Source organism: Streptomyces sp. HUAS MG56 (assembly GCF_058673395.1).
In genome coordinates, this window is sequence record NZ_CM178722.1 from 1,792,871 (window position 1) to 1,811,650 (window position 18,780).

17 protein-coding genes are annotated in these 18,780 nt (G+C 72.6%); 8 read left to right on the forward strand and 9 right to left on the reverse strand.

From position 1 onward, the window contains the following. Nucleotides 1–43: 43 nt before the first annotated feature. Nucleotides 44–1,204 carry an FAD-dependent monooxygenase gene (locus AC4OXY_RS08760; protein ID WP_402068539.1) on the forward strand — a complete coding sequence of 387 codons (1,161 nt, stop codon included), beginning with the start codon at nucleotides 44–46 and terminating at the stop codon, nucleotides 1,202–1,204. Between the two features lie 160 nt (nucleotides 1,205–1,364). Here the strand turns inward: AC4OXY_RS08760 and AC4OXY_RS08765 are convergent, their stop codons facing one another. The 3 genes from AC4OXY_RS08765 to AC4OXY_RS08775 all read right to left on the reverse strand — a co-directional run bounded on the left by AC4OXY_RS08765 (nucleotide 1,365) and on the right by AC4OXY_RS08775 (nucleotide 4,257). Next, nucleotides 1,365–2,291, reverse strand: a complete 927-nt coding sequence (locus tag AC4OXY_RS08765; protein WP_402068538.1) for a hypothetical protein — start codon at nucleotides 2,289–2,291, stop codon at nucleotides 1,365–1,367. 158 nt (nucleotides 2,292–2,449) lie between these two features. Continuing rightward, entirely contained in the window at nucleotides 2,450–3,628 is a 1,179-nt protein-coding gene (locus AC4OXY_RS08770) for a DUF2306 domain-containing protein (RefSeq protein ID WP_491993607.1), read from the reverse strand. A gap of 98 nt (nucleotides 3,629–3,726) precedes the next feature. Further along, nucleotides 3,727–4,257, reverse strand: a complete 531-nt coding sequence (locus AC4OXY_RS08775; RefSeq protein WP_376288085.1) for a PadR family transcriptional regulator — start codon at nucleotides 4,255–4,257, stop codon at nucleotides 3,727–3,729. Nucleotides 4,258–4,759: 502 nt separating this feature from the next. On the opposite strand from AC4OXY_RS08775, the gene AC4OXY_RS08780 reads away from it, so the two are divergent. Then, nucleotides 4,760–5,095: a hypothetical protein gene (locus AC4OXY_RS08780; RefSeq protein WP_362822147.1), complete on the forward strand. Its 336-nt coding sequence runs from the start codon at nucleotides 4,760–4,762 to the stop codon at nucleotides 5,093–5,095. Between the two features lie 123 nt (nucleotides 5,096–5,218). Here the strand turns inward: AC4OXY_RS08780 and AC4OXY_RS08785 are convergent, their stop codons facing one another. The 4 genes from AC4OXY_RS08785 to AC4OXY_RS08800 all read right to left on the reverse strand — a co-directional run bounded on the left by AC4OXY_RS08785 (nucleotide 5,219) and on the right by AC4OXY_RS08800 (nucleotide 10,820). After that, the gene (locus AC4OXY_RS08785) at nucleotides 5,219–6,082 is read right to left on the reverse strand and encodes a lysozyme (RefSeq protein WP_491993608.1); all 864 of its coding nucleotides are present in this window, start codon (nucleotides 6,080–6,082) and stop codon (nucleotides 5,219–5,221) included. 197 nt (nucleotides 6,083–6,279) lie between these two features. Continuing rightward, nucleotides 6,280–8,151: a M1 family metallopeptidase gene (locus tag AC4OXY_RS08790; RefSeq protein WP_491993609.1), complete on the reverse strand. Its 1,872-nt coding sequence runs from the start codon at nucleotides 8,149–8,151 to the stop codon at nucleotides 6,280–6,282. 169 nt (nucleotides 8,152–8,320) lie between these two features. Then, a complete protein-coding gene (locus AC4OXY_RS08795; RefSeq protein WP_491993610.1) occupies nucleotides 8,321–8,977 on the reverse strand; it encodes a maltokinase N-terminal cap-like domain-containing protein in 657 nt (218 codons plus the stop codon). 235 nt (nucleotides 8,978–9,212) lie between these two features. Beyond that, entirely contained in the window at nucleotides 9,213–10,820 is a 1,608-nt protein-coding gene (locus AC4OXY_RS08800; protein WP_491993611.1) for an adenosine deaminase family protein, read from the reverse strand. A gap of 159 nt (nucleotides 10,821–10,979) precedes the next feature. Here AC4OXY_RS08800 and AC4OXY_RS08805 point away from each other — a divergent pair, with 159 nt between their 5' ends. Beyond that, nucleotides 10,980–11,906, forward strand: a complete 927-nt coding sequence (locus AC4OXY_RS08805) for an SGNH/GDSL hydrolase family protein (protein ID WP_356023909.1) — start codon at nucleotides 10,980–10,982, stop codon at nucleotides 11,904–11,906. An 11-nt stretch (nucleotides 11,907–11,917) separates the two neighbouring features. Here AC4OXY_RS08805 and pgm read toward each other — a convergent pair whose 3' ends face one another. Together pgm and AC4OXY_RS08815 are read right to left on the reverse strand one after the other, a co-directional pair. Then, nucleotides 11,918–13,558, reverse strand: coding sequence for a phosphoglucomutase (alpha-D-glucose-1,6-bisphosphate-dependent) (gene pgm, locus AC4OXY_RS08810; protein ID WP_491993612.1), 1,641 nt, complete (start codon nucleotides 13,556–13,558; stop codon nucleotides 11,918–11,920). 138 nt (nucleotides 13,559–13,696) lie between these two features. After that, nucleotides 13,697–14,545 carry a chitosanase gene (locus AC4OXY_RS08815; RefSeq protein WP_491993613.1) on the reverse strand — a complete coding sequence of 283 codons (849 nt, stop codon included), beginning with the start codon at nucleotides 14,543–14,545 and terminating at the stop codon, nucleotides 13,697–13,699. A gap of 292 nt (nucleotides 14,546–14,837) precedes the next feature. On the opposite strand from AC4OXY_RS08815, the gene mgrA reads away from it, so the two are divergent. The 5 genes from mgrA (at nucleotide 14,838) to AC4OXY_RS08840 (ending at nucleotide 18,778) form a co-directional block, all read left to right on the forward strand. Further along, nucleotides 14,838–15,881 (forward strand): L-glyceraldehyde 3-phosphate reductase, encoded by a 1,044-nt coding sequence (gene mgrA, locus AC4OXY_RS08820; protein ID WP_491993614.1) that lies wholly within the window; start codon nucleotides 14,838–14,840, stop codon nucleotides 15,879–15,881. Between the two features lie 172 nt (nucleotides 15,882–16,053). Continuing rightward, nucleotides 16,054–16,236 (forward strand): hypothetical protein, encoded by a 183-nt coding sequence (locus AC4OXY_RS08825; protein WP_376288077.1) that lies wholly within the window; start codon nucleotides 16,054–16,056, stop codon nucleotides 16,234–16,236. A gap of 126 nt (nucleotides 16,237–16,362) precedes the next feature. Further along, nucleotides 16,363–16,848 carry a cation:proton antiporter regulatory subunit gene (locus AC4OXY_RS08830; protein WP_356023900.1) on the forward strand — a complete coding sequence of 162 codons (486 nt, stop codon included), beginning with the start codon at nucleotides 16,363–16,365 and terminating at the stop codon, nucleotides 16,846–16,848. A 4-nt stretch (nucleotides 16,849–16,852) separates the two neighbouring features. Continuing rightward, the gene (locus AC4OXY_RS08835; RefSeq protein ID WP_362822140.1) at nucleotides 16,853–18,103 is read left to right on the forward strand and encodes a cation:proton antiporter; all 1,251 of its coding nucleotides are present in this window, start codon (nucleotides 16,853–16,855) and stop codon (nucleotides 18,101–18,103) included. A gap of 45 nt (nucleotides 18,104–18,148) precedes the next feature. Then, entirely contained in the window at nucleotides 18,149–18,778 is a 630-nt protein-coding gene (locus AC4OXY_RS08840) for a DedA family protein (RefSeq protein WP_356023896.1), read from the forward strand. The last annotated feature ends 2 nt before the right edge of the window (nucleotides 18,779–18,780 follow it).

Sequence of the window (18,780 nt, forward strand, 5' to 3'; positions counted from 1 at the left end):
TGTAGAAGTGGCAGGCGGCACGCGAGGTCGAAAGGGGTCCGTCATGGGCGGTACGGCTGTGGTGGTCGGGGGCGGTATCGGCGGGCTGGCCGCAGCCATCGGGTTGCACCGGATCGGCTGGGACGTCCGGGTGGCGGAGCGGTCCGCCACTCTGGCCGACGCGGGCGCGGGGATCTCGCTGCACGCCAACGGACTGCGCGCGCTGGACGCCCTCGGTGTCGGTACGGCGGTGCGCGCGGCGGCCCGCCCGCAGTACACCGGGGGCACCCGCACCCCCGACGGCCGCTGGCTGGCGCGGATGGACGGCGCCGCGCTCGAACGCGCCCTCGGCACCCCGATCATGGGCATCCGGCGCGCCGACCTGCACCGGCTGCTGCGCGCGGCGCTGCCCGCCCCGTGCCTGCGCACCGGCGTCACCGTGTCCGCGCCGGACCGCGCGGCCCCCGACCGGGTGGCCATGCCGGTCGCGGACGAGATGTGGGAAGCGGACCTGGTCGTCGCGGCCGACGGGGTGGGCAGCCGGCTGCGCGCGCTGCTGTTCCCGGAGCATCCCGGCCCGGTCTACACCGGTTCGACGGTCCTGCGGGCCATCACCGACCAACCCCTCGATCTCGCCACGGACTTCGAGCTGACGTGGGGCGAGGGAGCCGAGTTCGGGCACATCGGCCTCGCCGACGGCCGGGCCGAGTGGCACGCGGTGCTCACCGCGCCGCCGGGCGGCCGCCACACCGACCCGCTCGGCATGCTGCTCCGCCGGTTCGGCGGCTGGCACGATCCGATCCCGGCACTGCTGGCCGCGACCCGGCCGCACGCCGTGCTCCACCACGACATCCATGAACTGGTCACGCCGTTGCGGTCGTTCGTCGCAGGCCGGGTGGTGCTGCTCGGTGACGCGGCACACGCCATGACGCCGAACCTGGGCCAGGGCGCGTGCCAGGCCCTGGAGGACGCCGCGACGCTGGCCGCCGCGCTCGCCACACAGACCTCGGTCCCCTCGGCACTGGCCCGCTACGACGCCGAGCGCCGTCCCCGCTCCCAGGCCGTCGCCCGCGCGGCCCGCCAGGCGGGCCGCATGGGGCAGCGGCTCGCCCACCCGCTCGCCGTCGGTCTGCGCAACACCGCGCTCCGGCTCGCCCCGTCCGGGGCGACGATGCGCGCGATCCTGCGGCACGCCGACTGGGCGCCGCCGCGTCTGGAGCGCTGAGGCCGCCGCCGGGGAACGCGGTCCGGCCGGTCGACGGTGGTGCCGGCGCACACCCCATGGAGGTCCGCGATGACGGCCGGATCCACCGCGGCGGGGCCCCAGCGGCTGGAGGATCTCGATCCGCTCCACACGTCGGGCGTACGGCCGGGGCCGCGCACGGTCAGCCGGTACCGCCCGGCACCTCACGCGTCCCGGCATCGCCCTTGAGCAGGAGCCGCCCGCTCGCCCCGGCCAGCAGCAGCCCGCCCACCATGACGATCAGGCTCAGTCCGGGCCCGGAGGCCCAGTCGACGTGGGCGGCGCGCACGGCCAGGACGACCGCCATGGCGAGTGCGGTTCCGGGCAGGGAGAGCAGGGCGGGCCGGGTGCGGTCGAGATCGTCCTCGGCGAGGGAGCCGAGGACTCCCACGCCGAGGGCGAGGGCCCAGACACCGAGGGCCTGCGCGTCGACGCGGTTGGTCTGCCAGGGCACGAAGTCGGCCCAGAATCCGGGCCGTACGAGCAGTCCGGTGCCGATGCCCAGCCAGGAGGAGCCGAGCACGGCGAGGGCCGGTTTGGCCCAGCCCGGCAGCGGCACGGTCCGCGGGGCGGCCGGTCCGGACCGGGTGAAGGCCTGTCCGGCCAGGCAGATCACCGCCGCCACGCAGAGCAGGCCGAGGGTGAGCAGCCAGCCGAGACTGAAGAACACGGAGATGATCGGGCCGCCGTGGGCGATGTACAGCCGGCGCACGTTGACCAGGCTGACCGCGAACAGACCGGCCGGCACGACGACCAGCGGCAGCACGAGGGTGCGCGCCTGCTGCCAGGTCGTCGCGCGGGCGAGCGTGAACAGCGCGGGCGCGGTGCCCAGCATCGCGGCACCGAGGAGTCCGGGGCTGAGCGGATCCGGCGACGGCCAGGCGCCGAGGACATGTCCGGTGAGGGCGACGACGGTGAGCACTCCCCCGACGAGCAGGTTGATCACCGCGACCGCGGTGGCCAGCAGCGCCACCCCGGCCGACAGCGGCCGGCCGGGCACGGCAGCCGAGCGGGCGGACGGGGGCGCGGGGGTCGCCGTCGGTACGGCGGGGTCGGTCGGTTCGGCCATGACGGATTCCGTTTCCGGGGAGGTTTCCGGGTGACTGCCGGGGTGTTTGCCGGAATGATGTCCGGGTGTCTTCCGGGGAGTTGGCGCTCGGGTCGAAGGACGGGCGGACGACGGCTGTACGCGTGCGCGCCGGCCGGTTCCGGGCGGCTGACCCGGCTTCACGGCACGGCGGTCGGCGTCCGGGACACGGGCGGCGCCGCGGGCAGGGCGCGGCGGCGGACCTCACGGGCGTACAGCAGGCGCAGGCTCACCACGGCGGTGGCGCCGAAGGCCGTGAGCCCGCAGCCGATGGCGACACCCGCGGTGAGCGCGGTGAACCGGCCCAGTCCCAGGCTGTGTTGGAAGAGCGCGACCGCTCCGGCGGAGAGCGCGGGGGCCAGGCAGAGGCCGGTGAGCTGGATCCGCCACTCCTCGCGGGCCCAGTCCCGGCCCGCGCGGGCGGCGCGCCGGGCGCCTGCGGCCATCACGGTGTAGGCCACGGCGTAGGGCAGCAGGTAGGCGGTCAGCAGCCGGTTTCCGGGCGTGCCGTAGGACGTGAGGGCGTGCGCGAGCCAGAGCAGAGCGGCCGCTCCGGCCAGGTGGACCGCGGCGGTGACGGGAAGCGGGGCCCAGGAGCGGCCGAGGCCCTCGACGGTGTCCCGGTGGTCGCGGGCGCGGGCGGCGAGCAGCGCGCCGAACACGACGAGGGAGCCGAGGTGCATGATCGCCACCCGGTTGACCTCCGTCATCGGCAGTCCGGGCAGCAGCGCCGGCAGGGCGCCCCACTCCAGCCGCAGCAGGGGCGCGGTCAGCAGGTACCCGTAAGCGAGCAGCATCCAGCGCTGGTGCAGGTCGGGTAGGCGGCCGACGGCGGCGAGGATGCCGAAGGCGACGCTCAGGACGGTGCCGACGAGGATCGTGGCGAGGACGATCCAGAAGGCCGTTCCGCTGAAGGCGTCCCGGGGTGGGGTGCGGGCGAGGTAGAGGCCGGCGCCCGCCATGGAGGCGCAGACCGTGACGGCGAACAGCACACCCAGCGCGCGGTGCAGGCGTACGCGGCGGCGGGCGGCGGTCAGCAGCTGCGCCGGACCGAGGAGCATGAGCAGTCCGCCGAGAACGGAGTGCACGATCATCGGGACGAGGCTGTGCCGGTAGGGGGCGACCCGGGTCGCGAACGCGTCGGCGACGTACCGGGGCGAGACCGTGTGGGCCAGCAGCCACGCGCCCGGGGCCGGGGCGCCGGGGCGGGCGTAGGACCACAGTTCGGTCATCGCGAGGGGCGCGTACCAGAGGCATACGGCCGTCACGGCCACCGCGGCGGCGCGGCGCCAGGTGCTGCTGCTCGTCCACGAACGCACGGCGCCCCCTGTTCCTCGCGGCCCGGTGACAGTCTCTTCTGGACCGTCTCTTCTGGACTATCGCGCGTTACCGACGGTAGGGCCGTGCGCCCGTGAGGTCAACGGTCCGGTGCGCGCTCGTCGCGGCTTTGCACCCACTCCCAGAACTCGCTCATCATCCGCTCGTACCGGATGCCGAACTCCAGCGCTTCCCGCTGGCCGGAGGTCAGCAACTCGCCCACGCTGTCGGCGAGTTCCTCGTACTCCCCCAAGGTCTTCTCGTGCTCGGCGCGTTGGGTGGGGGCGATCAGCTCCGGCCGGGCCCCGAACCAGAGTTTGAGGATGCCGCGCTCGCGCGCCTCGACCGGCACGAAGCCGGGGTCGTCGAGCCAGTCGCGCAGGACGCGGCGACCGCGGTCGGTGAGGGCCAGCACCCGGCGGCCCCGCCCGCTCTCCTGGCGGACCTGGGACAGCAGTCCGGCGGCGAGCAGCCGGTCGCACTGCGCGTACACCTGCGCATGCGGTACCGACCAGAACGGGGCGACGGTACGGCCCGCCTCCACCTTCACGTCGTAGGCGCTGGCTTCGCCGAGTTTGTCGATGACGCCGAGGACCAGGAAGGAGGAGGTGGTCAGCCGCAGGTCAGCCATGGGCCGACCGTACCGCGCCTCGCTCGTCCGCTTGTACCGACGCCCCCGGAGGCAGGCCATGACCGACGAGCCGGTGGCTCACGGCCAAGCGCGTGACGGCACTTCGGACGCGTTCCTCAGCGTCACCAAGTACAGCAAGATCGAACTCGCCGCCGCACACCGGGAGTTCGGCTGTTACCGGCGTCACGCTGGACACCGCCAAGGCCGTCGAGGCGGACGCGCTGTGGGGCTGTCGGGCCGCCGCGGGCGCGGTCGGCGCGGTCGCTCTCCTGGCCACGCTGATCGCCGTGGTCGTCTTCGCCGGTGCGCAGGCCCAGTCCCGTGAAGACGCCTCGGTCCGGGATGGCGGGCAGACCTGCACGGCGACGCCCTCGACTTCGGGCTGCCCGCGCCGAGTTGGGCATGGATCCGGGAATTCCCTCATCTGGATGAGGAGCGCATATCGGGCAGCGCGAGGGGCAGTGACGATCATGTTGTCAGCACCCCCGAAAGGACCGCGTACATGCGCCTTCGTACCGCCCTGGCCTGCGCCGTCGGCTCCCTGGCCCTGATCGTGACCCTGCCGACGTCGGCCTTCGCGGCGACCGGATCCTTCCAGTACTCGTACACCGGCCTCGACGGCGCTCGGCACGCCGAGACCTTGACCGATCCGCCGAGCGGGGAGTGCCTCGACCTCCCCGGGACGGCCGGGGAGCCCGGCTTCGCGCCGAAGAACCGGACGGACGCCACCGCCGTGGTCTTCCTCGACCCGCACTGCGAAGGCGACACCTACTACGTCATGAACCCCGGCAAGGTCCTGGGTGACCGCCTCAAGCTCCGCTCGGTCATCTTCTCCTGATCATCCTGATTCGCCGATCCGCCTGATCGCGGGCCAGCGGACGCGCCGTGGCGGGGATGGGTCCGTCCCGTCTCCGCCACGGCAACCGCTGGAGGAACACGGTCAGTTCGGCGCGGCGTACGCTCAGCCCGTCGCGAGGACCTTCACCCGGGCGGTGGAGCCGTTGAACCGGTCACGGTCCCCGACGGTCTTCCCGGTCGAGGTGTACTGCCACATCGTGTGTGTCTTCCAGCCCGCCGGCAGCGTCCCGGCGGACGAGGCGTAGCGGGCGATCCACAGCGGGTTGTTCGCCGCGAAGCCGCCGTAGTTCCCGGTGCACTCGGTCCACCAGTTGGTCGCCGTGTAGATGACGGCGTAACGACCCGTGCGGGACTTGTACCGGTTCAGGAAGTCTCGGATCCAACTGACCATCCCGCTCTTGGACTTGCCGTAGCAGTCGTCGCCGTACGGGTTCCACTCGATGTCGAGCGCGCCGGGCAGCGTCTTGCCGTCCCTGGACCAGCCGCCGCCGTGGCCGACGAAGTAGTCGGCCTGAGCGGCGCCACCGGAGGAGTCCGGGGTCGCGAAGTGGTACGCGCCGCGGATCATGCCGGAGCTGTACGGGCCGTTGTACTGCTGGGTGAAGGAGGGGTTCCGGTAGCTCGTCCCCTCGGTGGCCTTGGTGTACGCCCATCTGACCCCGCCGCTCCACAGGGTGGACCAGGCCACGTTGCCCTGATAGCTGGAGACGTCCACCCCCTCGGTCTGGGTCGCGCGGGGCACGGACGACGAGTCGTCCGCGTTGCCGTCGCCTGCGTCGGGGGTGCTGCCGTCGTGGGCGAGGACGCCCATGCCCATGTACGCACTGCCGCGACGCGGTACGTCGGGGGCCGGCGCGGACAGCGCCGATGGGACGGACGCACAGAGGAGAAGGCCGGTCAGGGCCCCTGCGAGGGCCGGACGGGTCAGGCTGCGCTGGAAGAGGATGGAGGTTCGCACGTCTGTCATCTGACACGCAGTCGGGCGGCCCCGCACGCCGGAAGCCGCCCAACACGGCCAATCCGGGCCCTGCTTGGTCCATACGGGTGGCCCGACGGTCGTGCGGCGGCCGGTCGCGGAGGGGGCCCGGGCTGCCTCCGCGACCGGCCGCCGCCGGATCGCTCGCTGTCGGCCGTCGTCAGCGGTCGCCGGCGGTCGAGCCGTCGTCAGCCGTCGATACGGTGCTGGGTCCAGAAGGACGTGAGGTCGGTGCCGGTGGCCGCCTGGGCCGCCGCCTTGAACTCGGCCGTGGTCGACACGCCGTACCAGTGCGCGGTCGCGTAGTCCTTCAGCAGCTTGGTCATGGCGGTGTCGCCGAGGACGCGGCGCAGGTCGTGCAGGGCGCACTTGCCGTAGCCGTAGACGACGGTGGAGTAGCGCGAGGAGTGCGCGTCCCAGTAGGCCATGGAGTCGGTGATCCTCTCGTCGGGCGAGGCCCAGGAGACGCCGCTCCAGCAGTTGCTGCCGGTCTTGCCGAGGGCGAGGTCGGTGGCGTAGTCGGTGAACGCCTCGTCCAGCCAGGGGCTGTTGTACTCGTCGTCGCCGACGATGCCGTACCACCACTGGTGGCCGATCTCATGGGTGAGCGCGGTGCTGCTGACCACGTCCAGGACGAACCCCGGATACTCCATGCCGCCGAACCAGTAGTTGTTGTCGAGCACGGCGTCCAGCTCGCCGTAGGGGTAGGCACCGAAGCGGCCCGCGTGGGCGTCCACGGCGCTCTTCGCGGTGCTGAGCATGGACTGGGCGTTGGCGGAGCTGATGCCCGAGACGGAGTAGACGTTCACCGCGACACCGGCGGACGAGGTGCCGGAGATCTTGGTGAAGGGTCCGGCGGCCCAGGCGAAGTCGCGCACCGAGGACGCCGTCGCGGTCGTCACCGTACGGCCGCCCGCGCCGGGGGTGTCGGTGGAGGTGCCGGTGGCCGGGACCAGCAGGCCGCTGGGGTGGTCCAGGGTCACCTTGAAGTCGGCGGCCAGGGAGTAGAAGGACTCGCCGTTGTTGGTGTACGGGTCCAGGTGCCAGCCGGAGCTGTCACGGACGGCGAGGACGGGCAGGGCGTTGCCGATGAAGCTGTAGGCGCCGTCATGGCCGAAGCGGTCGGCGCCGCTGGGCACCGTGATGCCGAGGTCGAAGCCGATGGTGGCGCTCTGGCCCTGGGCGAGCGGGGCCGGCAGGTCGACCTTGACGGCGGTGCAGTCCACGGTGGGTGCCTGCGCGGTGCCGCCGGTGACGCCCGTGACGCGGATCGGCATGGCGTCGCACGTGCCGTGATAGTTGTCCCACAGTCGCAGGTAGACCTCGTTCAGCGCGGTGGCCGAGGCGTTGGCGAAGGTCACGCTCTCGTGCCCGGTCCACTGGGTGCCGGTCGTGTCGCTGCTGAGGTTCACCGTGTACGAGGGCGCGGCCGGGGTACGGGTCGAGTCGCTCGGCGGTGCGGTGCCGCCGGAGGTGTCGAGCGCGATGTCGTCCAGCACGAAGCTGGTCTGGAGGCTGGAGTCCTCGGTCCCGGTGAAGGACAGGGTGACGGTCTGCCCGGCGTACGCCGACACGTCGAACGACTTCCTCACGTAGCCGGTGTTCTTGTCGAGGTTCGAGTACGTGCCCAGCGTCGTGCCGCCGATCTTGGCCGTGAGCTTGTCGTACGCGACGGACGACGTGGTCTCGGCGGTGTCGATGTGCAGCCAGAAGGTGAGGGTGGCCCGGTCGCACCCGGCCGGGACGGTGACGCTCTGGCTCAGGGTGTCGGTGTGGGTGCCGCCGGTGCCGTCCAGCCAGGCGTAGGAGCTGCCACCGTGGGCGGTCTGTCCGGAGCGGCTGGTGATCGTGCCGGACGAGGACGCGGTCCACGACGACGCGCCGTTCTCGAAGCCGCCGTTGCCGACGACCTGTGCCGGAGTGCAGGAGGCGGCCGGGCGCGGGGTCTGGTGCGGGGCCGGCCGGGCTGCGGCGGCGGGGCTTGCGGGGAGGACGAAGGCGGCCAGCGCGGCGACGGTGAGCGCACCGGCGCCGAGGGCCTTGTGGGGGGTCGGTCTCACACGCTACTCCTTTGCGGCGGCCGGGATCCCGGCCTGCTCGGTGGCGGCCGGCCGGCTGGGGTGCGCCGGCGCGGCCGCGGACGGGGCTTGCGCGATCACTCGAAGCGTCGAACCGTCAAAAGAGTGTCAGATTTGACCGGACCATGCCAGAAGGCGGGCCGGTGTGGCGTCAGGCCGTGCGCACCGTCACGAACAGTGCCGACAGCCGCGTGCCGTCCGGCGCCTGCCAGCCGCGGGCGACATGGCCGAGCGCGCCCTCGGGGGGCAGCGGCGGGTGCTCCGGGACGGGGGTCAGGACCCGGTGCACCTGGAGGACCGTGCCGTGCGGCGCGGGGAGGCGGGTGCCGTGCTCGTCGTCGGCCGGGGCGGGCGTGAAGCCGTCGAGGGTGAACGGGGCTCCGGCGTAGGAGAGGGCCACCTCGTGGTCCGGGGTGTTGTCGATGCTCTGCGCCTGTGCCTGGGCCCGGCCGTCGATGAGCTTCAGGAGCTCGGCGGCCAGCACCGGGTCGTGGCAGCCGTCGTAGGCCCAGCGCCTGCCCAGCACACCGTGCTCCATGGTGCCGACGAGGGCGTGCTCCGCGCCCGCCAGCGGTGCGCCGCGGTACGTCAACGGGACGAGGTAGGCGGTCGGTTCGGGGGTGGAGGTGTCCGTGGCCACCATGAACTCGATGCCGACCTCGCCCGCCGGGTCGTCCAGCCGGAAGCCACCGGACTTGGTCAGCACCGGGGCGTCCGGGCCGCCCCGGTACCAGGGGCGGGTGGGCAGCCAGTCGGTGAGCAGCTCCAGCTTCGTGGGCTTGAGCGTGGTGTGGTGGATGATGGCCATGAGGCTCCTCTCCTCCGTCGCGCGGTCGCTGTCCCCCGCAGCTTCGCACACCGTTCCCGCAGGTCACCCACCTGGCTCTGGCCGACGGACCCCGGCGCCGGGAGCGCGCCGGGCGACATTGGCGCAGAGTCGACGGGTGCCCGGCGACGGAACGCGGCCCACCGTGTGCACGGTGGGCCGCTTCTCGGCCAACTGGCTCTTTCAGAGGGGAGTTGAGACGCGGGGCGCGCTGCCGTCAGGCGTGGGCCCGCTCGAAGGCGGCGAAGGCCGCTTCCTGGCGCCATTCGAGCTGCGCCTTGGCGCTGCCGCCGAGGAACTTCCGGCAGCCCGCGCCGCGCACGGGCAGGCCGGGGCGCTCAGCGCGGCAGACCGGCACCGGGTGGAAGCCCTGGGCGGTCGGGTTGCCCTGCCACAGGCTCGCGCCGGGCAGGAAGGCGTACTCCAGCGAGGTGCGGGCCAGGTCCTTCAGCTCGGGGTAGCCGAGGCCGTAGGTCTCGGCGGCGTACTGGTACTCGTGGGTGATGTCGATGCGGGACACCCCGGGGTCGTCGGTGGACAGGACGACGGGGACGCCGTAGCGCAGGTAGGTGGTGAAGGGGTGGTCGCCGCCCTTCACGCCGAGGATCTGGGCGTTGCTGGAGAAGGGCACCTCGACGGCGATCCGGCGCTTCGCCATCGTGCGAGCCGTGCGCTGCCAGTCGTCCTCCCAGCGCAGGTCGACACCGTGCCCGACGCGCTCGGTGTGCGCGACGTCCACGGCCTCCTCGATGTGGGACTTCAGGGCCTCGGGCTTGACCAGTCCGGGCCACAACTCCCCCGCGTGCAGGGAGACATGGGCCTTCGGGTACTGGGTACGCAGATAGCCGACCATGCGCATCTGGAGGCTGTAGTTCCGCAGCGAGCTGTCCCAGTCCTCGGGCTGGACGAGGTTGACCGCGACGAAGCGCGGGTCGGCCTCGGCCAGCCGCATGCCGAGCGCGAGCTGGGTGAAGGTCCGCTCGGGGGAACTGCCCCGGTTCGCCTGGGAGATCCAGCGGACCGTGAGCCCGCAGCCGGGGCGGGCCTTCGAGGTGCCGCAGTGCTCGGCGGCACGGAACTCGGTGTCGCCGGCGTCGGCCTCCTTGCGGGCGTCGGCGACCAGCTTGTCCAGCTTGCCGCCCGCCAGCAACGTGCGGTGCAGGGCGGCGAGATCGTCGTCCCAGCCGACCTCGGCGGCGAGCTTCTTCGCTCCGTCCGAGGCCGGGGTGACCATCGTCTCCAGATAGAACTGGTTGTTGCGTACGGTGGTGTCGGCGACGTCGGCGAGCAGCTTGCCGCGATTGCGCCAGGTGACCTCGCCGAACTTGTCGAACGTCGCGAAGAAGTGGTCGTGGCCGTTCCGGCCGGGCGGGAAGTCCTGCATGGACCAGGCCCGGACGATCGCGTCGTGGAAGGCGCGGTCGGTGCGCGCGTCGGCGGCGGGACGGGTGCCGGTGCCGCAGGGCGGCTCGGCCGCGGCGAGGGTCGTGGTGTTGATGCACAGGCCGTCCGCGGCGGCCAGCTCGATCAGGTACTCCGTGGTGACCGCGCCGGAGAGGTGGTTGTGCAGGTCGCCGCCCTTGGGCATCGCCCGGAAGAAGTCGCGCAGGGCCGCGGGCCGGTCGTGGAGGGAACGCAGAGCGGCATCCGTGCGTGCCTCCGCGGGCGTGACGGCCCGGCGCACGGGCTGTGCGGGGCGTCCGGCGTCCGCGGCCGCCGGCTGGGCGGCGGCGGGCAGGGCGGAGAGCAGGGACAGGACACTGAGGGTGCCGAGCGCGGCCGGAACGGCACGGCGGCGCAGGGCACTTCGACGGTTCGGCTTCACAGGGGCATGATCACGGGTCGGTGACGGCGGTACGTCGATCCTCGGCCGGCGGTACCCGACCGAGTGACATGTCCGCGAATAAACTCGTTCGTTCCTGCTTCTGGTCGGCGGCGCCTACCGGACGGTATACAGAACCGGTCGAACCCAGGGGGAGGAATCATGGCGAAATCCACGCGTCCGGCGGGCGGTACGGGAGTCCGGCGGCGGGCCGCGGTACTCGGGGCGGCACTGGGCGGCTGCGCCCTCGTCGCCGCCTCGGCGGTCCCGGCCGCCGCGCACCCCGGCGGACCCGGCCGCGGCACCGGCTACGTGGCGCTCGGCGACTCCTACACCTCGGGCCCCGGCATCCCGGCCCAGGTGGACGCCAACTGCGCCCGCTCCGACCGCAATTACCCCTCGCTGGTGGCCGCGGGACGGCGCGTGAGCACCTTCACGGACGTCAGCTGTGCCGGTGCGACGACCGCCGAGATGTGGCGGGCGCAGGGCACGAACAGACCCCAGCTCGACGCGGTGCGGCGGGACACGGACCTCGTGACGGTCCAGATCGGCGGCAACGACGTCGGATTCGGCGCGATCATCGGCACCTGCGCCCGGCTCGCCGCCCAGGACCCGACGGGCAACCCCTGCGAGCGCTCCTACGAGGCCGCCGGCTACGACCGGTTGACCCTCGCGATCGCGCAGACCGCGCCGAAGGTCGACCGGGTGCTGCGGGCCGTGCACGCCCGGGCGCCGCACGCGCGGGTGGTCGTCGTGGGCTACCCGGACCTGCTGCCCGACGACGGCACCGGCTGCTTCCCCCAGGTCCCCTTCGCCCAGGGCGACTTCCCCTACCTCCGCGACACCGAGAAGCACCTGAACCTGATGCTGCGGCTGGTGGCGGCGGTCGACCGGGCCGAGTACGCGGACACCTACGGCCCCACGGTCGGCCACGACATGTGCAAGTCGCCCGCGGACCGCTGGATCGAGCCGCTCCAGCCCGCCGCGCCCGCGGCCCCGGCCCACCCCAACGCCAGGGGGGAACAGGCCATGGCCCGGGCGGTCCTGGACCGGCTGGACCGCCCGGACCGGCATCGCGGGCGCGGCTGAGCGACCGGCGTTCAGCCGCCCAGCGCGGCGCGCACCACGGCCTTGGCCTCCTCCTGGACCCGGGCGAGGTGGCCGGGGCCGAGGAAGGACTCGGCGTAGACCTTGTAGACGTCCTCGGTGCCCGAAGGGCGGGCCGCGAACCAGGCGTTGTCCGTGGTGACCTTGATCCCGCCGATCGCGGCGCCGTTGCCGGGCGCCTCGGTGAGCACGGCCGTGACCGGCTCGCCGGCGAGGGTGTCGGCGGTGACCTGGGCGGGAGACAACGTGCCGAGCAGCGCCTTCTGTTCGCGGGTCGCGGGCGCGTCGATGCGGGCGTAGGCGGGGGCACCGAAGCGGGCGATCAGGCCCGCGTAGTGCTCCGACGGGGTCCGGTCCGTGACGGCCGTGATCTCGGAGGCGAGCAGGGCGAGGATGATGCCGTCCTTGTCGGTGGTCCACACCGAGCCGTCGCGGCGCAGGAAGGACGCGCCGGCCGACTCCTCGCCGCCGAACCCGAGGGCGCCGCCGACCAGTCCGTCCACGAACCACTTGAATCCGACCGGGACTTCGACGAGCTGCCGGCCGAGGTCGGCGGCGACCCGGTCGATCATCCTGGAGGAGACGAGCGTCTTTCCGACGCCCGCGCCGGCGGGCCAGTGCTCGCGGTGCCGGTAGAGGTAGTCGATGGCGACCGCGAGGTAGTGGTTGGGGTTCATCAGGCCCCCGTCCGGGGTGACGATGCCGTGCCGGTCGGCGTCGGCGTCGTTGCCGGTGGCGATGCGGAAGCGGTCGCGCTGCTCGATGAGGGAGGCCATCGCGTAGGGCGAGGAGCAGTCCATGCGGATCTGGCCGTCCCAGTCCAGCGTCATGAACCGCCAGGTGGGGTCGGTGTGCGGATTGACCACGGTCAGGTCGATGCGGTGCTCTTCGGCGATGCGGCCCCAGTAGGCGACGGAGGCGCCGCCGAGCGGGTCGGCGCCGATGCGCACCCCGGCCGCACGGATCGCGTCCAGGTCCAGCACGCTCGGCAGATCACCGACGTAGGCGCCGAGGAAGTCGTACCGTCCGGTCGTCCCGGCGGCGAGCGCACGGGCGTACGGCAGCCGTCGCACGTCCTTCAGGCCGCCGGTGATGATCTGGTTGGCGCGGTCCTGGATCCAGGAGGTGGCGTCGGAGGCGGCCGGGCCGCCGCTCGGCGGGTTGTACTTGAAGCCGCCGTCGGCGGGCGGGTTGTGCGAGGGGGTGACCACGACGCCGTCGGCGAGGCCTGAGGTGCGCCCGCGGTTGTGGGTGAGGATGGCGTGCGAGACGGCAGGGGTGGGCGTGTAGCCGTCGGCGCTGTCGATCAGGACGCTCACGCCGCCCGCGGCGAACACCTCCAGCGCGGTGACCTTCGCGGGCTCCGACAGGGCGTGGGTGTCGGCCCCCAGGAAGAGGGGGCCGTCGATGCCCTGAGCCGCGCGGTACTCGCAGATGGCCTGGCTCGTGGCCGCGATGTGGTCCTCGTTGAAGGCGCTCGCCAGGGACGAGCCCCGGTGCCCGGAGGTGCCGAACGCGACCCGCTGTGCCGGATCGGCAGGATCCGGGTGGAGCGCGTAGTACGCCGTGACCAGCCGGGCCACGTCGACCAGGTCCTCGGGCTCGGCCGGCCGGCCCGCTCGCTCGTGCGGCATGAGTCCCTATTCCTCCGCGTCGGTGTGATCGATGCCTGTGTGATCGATCGCTCACCGCCCATCTTTCCCCGCCAGGGCCCTGACCCGCGAGTACACCCCGCTCGCGGGTCGGGCGATGCGATGCCGGCCGATGCGGTGTCAGCCGATGTGGTAACTGTCCCCGTACGTCTTCCAGTCGAGCGGGGTGTCCAGGTCGAGGTTGCCCTTGCGCAGGAAGACCCGCTGCTCGGTGTCGACGCGGCTGGTGTCGCTGTGCGCCTCCTCCTGCTTCATGGCCCACACCCGGGCGTCGAGGAAGGCGTTGAGGTACGTCGTCTCGTCGCCGCCCTGCGCCGGCGGCTTGGCGCTGCGCAGGGCGCGCTTGCGGATGTTGCTGAAGCTGGTCGGGTCGCCGCCGTCGCCGTGCATGACGATGGCGTCGTAGTAGCAGAACTGGCCGAGCGTGCGCAAGCCGTCCGTCTTGCCCTGGCCGACCGCGGGGTTGAAGTAGACGCGGTCGCGCTCGTCGTTCTGGCACTGCTGGAAGACGGTGTCCTTGGCCGCCGTACGCCAGTCCCCGGGGTAGTTCGGGTCGAGGCCGGCGTGCGAGTCGCTGCCGTTGACCTTGCGCAGGGCGGGCAGGTACTTCGCGAGGACGTTGCCGGACCTGCGGTCGGCGTAGAGCTGGACGAGGTCGAGCATGTCGCCGGTGCCGGAACAGAAGCCGATGATGCCGGCGGTGTAGCCGCGGCCGTCGCCGATGTCCTCGATGTACTTGTACTGGGCCTTCCAGTCGAGCGAGGAATTCTCCGCGCTCGACACGAGTTCCATGGCGATCTCCTTCTTCGCCGGGTCGTCGAGGCCCGCTCCGGCCGCGCGGGCCGCCGGGGCCGCGCTCGCGCGCTCGGTGCCGATCAGGGCACCGGAGGCGACGGCGGCGCCGAGCACGGCGACGAGAGTGCGGCGGGAGACGGTGGCGGGGGATGATTCGCGGTCTGCGTGTACCACAGGGACTCCAAGTCGAGGCGGGGGGTGGGGAGTTGGTCCGTACCGCAGTACTGGTAGGAAAGTTTCCTATCAGAAGTGTCACGGACCGGATACCCGGCGCGCGCGAAGTTCGTAGGATCGGACAACCGCAACCTCCGCGACGAGGCAGGTCGGCCGCGCCCGATTCAGAAACGGAATCACTCAATCCCATCCGGTACGGCGGTTGGACGCGCGCGGCATGCGGAAGCGAGGGTGGACCCGCCCCCTCCACGACCGGAGAGGCGGCCCCTACGGCACCACCCGGAGAGACCCGATGACCCACGTCGCGGACCCCGCTCGCTACGACGGCACCATGCGCTACCGGCGCACCGGCCGCTCGGGACTGGACCTGCCGGTCCTGTCGCTCGGCTACTGGCACAACTTCGGCGACGACCGCCCCTTCGAGACCCAGCGCGAGATCGCGCTGCGCGCCTTCGACCTCGGGATCACCCACCACGACCTGGCGAACAACTACGGCCCGCCGTACGGCGCGGCCGAGCTGAACTTCGGGCGGCTGCTGAAGCGCGACCTCGCGCCGCACCGGGACGAGCTGGTGGTCTCCACCAAGGCCGGCTGGGACATGTGGCCCGGCCCCTACGGGCAGGGCGGCGGCTCGCGCAAGTACGTGCTGGCCTCGCTCGACCAGTCGCTGCGCCGGATGGGCGTGGACTACGTGGACATCTTCTACTCCCACCGGCTGGACGCCTCCACGCCGCTGGAGGAGACGATGGGCGCGCTCGACACCGCCGTCCGCCAGGGCAAGGCCCTCTATGTGGGCATCTCCTCCTACGACGCCGAACGCACCCGGCAGGCGGCCGCCATCCTGCGCGAGCTGGGCACCCCACTGCTGATCCACCAGCCGTCGTACAGCATGGTCAACCGCTGGATCGAGACCGACGGCCTGCTGGACACCGCCGAGGAGGAGGGCTTCGGGGTCATCGGCTTCACGGCGCTCGCGCAGGGGCTGCTGACGGGCCGTTACCTGGAGGGCGTGCCGCGGGACTCGCGGGCCGCGCAGGGCACGTCGTTCGACACGTCCTGGCTGACGGACGACATGCTGGACCGGCTGCGGTCGCTGAACGACATCGCGGCCCGGCGCGGCCAGACCCTCGCCCAACTGGCGCTGGCGTGGGCGTTGCGGGACGAGCGGGTGACGTCGCTCGTGATCGGCGCCTCGCGGACCGGGCAGTTGGAGCAGAACGTGGCGGCCCTGGAGAACCTGGACTTCAGCGCCGAGGAACTGGCCGAGATCGACAAGTACGCGACCGACGGCGGCGTGGACCTGTGGCGGGAGGCCCGGCTCGGCAACCTCGGCTGACTCACCGCGGCCCGGGGGCGGCGCGGTGGAGCGGGCAAGATGTGGCACCGAGTGACGTACATCACAGACAGGTGGAATATCTCGGACATACTGGAAGTGGCCTGACAGCGTTGTCACCGCCCACGGCAACGCCGTCACCCCTCCCCGCGACTTCCGAGGAGCCGCACTGCTCATGGTCTACGGAGCCCACCGCAGCCCCCTCCTGCCTCCCCGGCCCGACCTGGGTCTCGCCCGCGAATGCGAGGTGTGCCTCGGCTGGGGAACCGTCGTCAGCCGTGACGGCGAGCACGAGCTGTGCCACGCCTGCCAGCTCACCCCCGAGGACGACGAGGCCCCCTCGCGCCACGGCGCATGACGGCACCCCACCCCATATCCTCCCCGCCCCCCGTCCGACCGGGGCCCGCCCGGCCGCCTCGCGCGGCCAGGTTAAGGTTCCGGTAATGGTTTCACCAAGAAACCGTCAAACGGACAGGGGGCCGCCATGGGCGCCGCACGCACGAGCAGGACGCCGTTGCCAGGCATCGGCGTCCGGTACGACCTGACGACCCGCGAACGCCGCGGACTGTCGGTCGTGGCCCACCGGGACGGGTCGAGGACGCTGAGCGCGTACCGGGGCGACGACCCCGACGCCTGTGCGCTGTCGGTCCACCTCACGGGCCAGGAGGCGGAAGCCCTGGCCGACACCCTGAAGCCCACCCACCACAGCCCGAACCTGCTGTCCACGACGGAGCTCGGCCTGGTGGCCGAGCGGATCGAGCTGTCCTCGGGCTCGTACTGGAACGGCCGGCTGCTCGGCGACACCCGGATGCGCACCGAGACCGGGGTGTCGATCGTGGCCGTGCTGCGCCGCGCCGAGGCCATCCCCTCCCCCGGACCCGACTTCCGGCTGGCCGGCGGGGACACGCTGATCGTGATCGGCACCCGCGAGGGCGCCGACGCGGCCGCCGCGATACTCGGGCGGGAGTGAGCGCGTGCACTCCTCCGCGGTCTTCCTGATCGAGTTCGGCGCCATCATCCTGGGCCTCGGCCTGCTCGGACGGCTCGCCGCCCGCCTGCGGTTCTCCCCGATACCCCTGTACCTGCTGGCCGGGCTGGCCTTCGGCGAGGGCGGGCTGCTGCCGCTCGGCGCCAGCGAGGAGTTCGTGGCCGTCGGCGCCGAGATCGGCGTGATCCTGCTGCTGCTCATGCTGGGCCTGGAGTACACGGCCAGCGATCTGGTGTCCAACCTCAAGACCCAGTACCCGGCCGGCCTCGTCGACATGGCCCTCAACGCCCTGCCCGGCGCCGCGGCGGCCCTGCTGCTGGGCTGGGGTCCGATCGCCGCCGTCGTACTGGCCGGCATCACCTGGATCTCCTCCTCCGGCGTCATCGCCAAGGTCCTCGGCGACCTGGGGCGGATCGGCAACCGGGAGACCCCGGTGATCCTCAGCATCCTGGTGCTGGAGGACCTGTCCATGGCTGTCTATCTGCCGGTCGTCACGGCGCTGCTGGCCGGCACCGGCTTCGCCGCCGGCAGCCTCACCCTGGGCATCGCGCTCGGCGTGGCCGGCCTGGTCCTGCTGGTGGCGGTGCGCTTCGGCCGGCATATCTCCCGCTTCGTCTCCACCGACGACCCGGAGAAGCTGCTGCTCGTGGTGCTCGGGCTGACGCTGCTGGTCGCCGGGGTGGCGCAGCAGCTCCAGGTGTCGGCGGCCGTCGGCGCGTTCCTGGTCGGCATCGCCCTGTCCGGCGAGGTCGCCGAGGGCGCCCACAACCTGCTCGCGCCGCTGCGGGACCTGTTCGCGGCGGTGTTCTTCGTCTTCTTCGGTCTGCACACGGACCCGGCGAGCATCCCGCCGGTGCTGCTGCCCGCGCTCGCGCTGGCCGTGGTCACCGCGCTCACCAAGATCGCGACGGGGTACTGGGCGGCCCGGCGTGCGGGCGTCTCGGCCAAGGGCCGCTGGCGGGCGGGCGGCACGCTGGTCGCGCGCGGCGAGTTCTCCATCGTCATCGCCGGTCTCGCCGTCACCTCCGGGATCGACTCCGACCTCGGCCCGCTGGCCACCGCGTACGTGCTGATCCTCGTCGTCCTCGGCCCGCTGACCGCCCGCTGGACCGAGCCGCTCGCCCGCCGGCTGACCGGCCTGCGGTCCGGCCCCGCGGCACCGGCCGAGGAGCCGCGCCCCGTCGCGGCGGACGCGACCGCGGCCGTACCGGACGAGGACACCGTGGCCCGCTCCTGATCCGCCGCAGCCCGGGGGCGGGCCGGCCGGACGTACCGTGGTGTCATGTCCGCCCCTCCGCTCCCGGGCCCGCTGGCCCATCTGGCGCCGCTGCTCGAACACTACGGCTACTGGGCGGTCGGGGCGGTGGTCCTGGTCGAGGACTTCGGGGTGCCCGCGCCCGGCGAGACGATGCTGCTGGCGGCGGGGGTGTACGCGGGCGCGGGGCGGCTGAACGTCGTGGCGGTCGCGGTCATCGCCTTCGTCGCGGCCCTCGTCGGGGACAACATCGGCTATCTGATCGGCCGGGTCGGCGGGCGGGCGTTCGTGCACCGGTGGGGGAAGTACGTCTTCCTGACGCCGGAGCGGTTCGCCGCCGCCGAGGAGTTCTTCGCCCGGCACGGCGGCAAGATCGTGACCGTGGCCCGGTTCATCGAGGGGCTGCGCCAGGCCAACGGCATCATCGCGGGCACCACCGGCATGCCCTGGCCGCGCTTCCTCGCCTTCAACGCGCTCGGCGCGGCGCTGTGGGTCGGTCTGTGGACGACCCTCGCCTATCTGGCGGGCAGTCACATCACCACCATCTACGCCGAGGTCAACCGCTATCTGCTCTACGTCGTCGGCGCCGCCGCCGTCGTCCTCGCGGCCCTCGTCGTGCGCCATGTCGTACGCAGGCGGCGCGCGAAGACGGCGTAGCG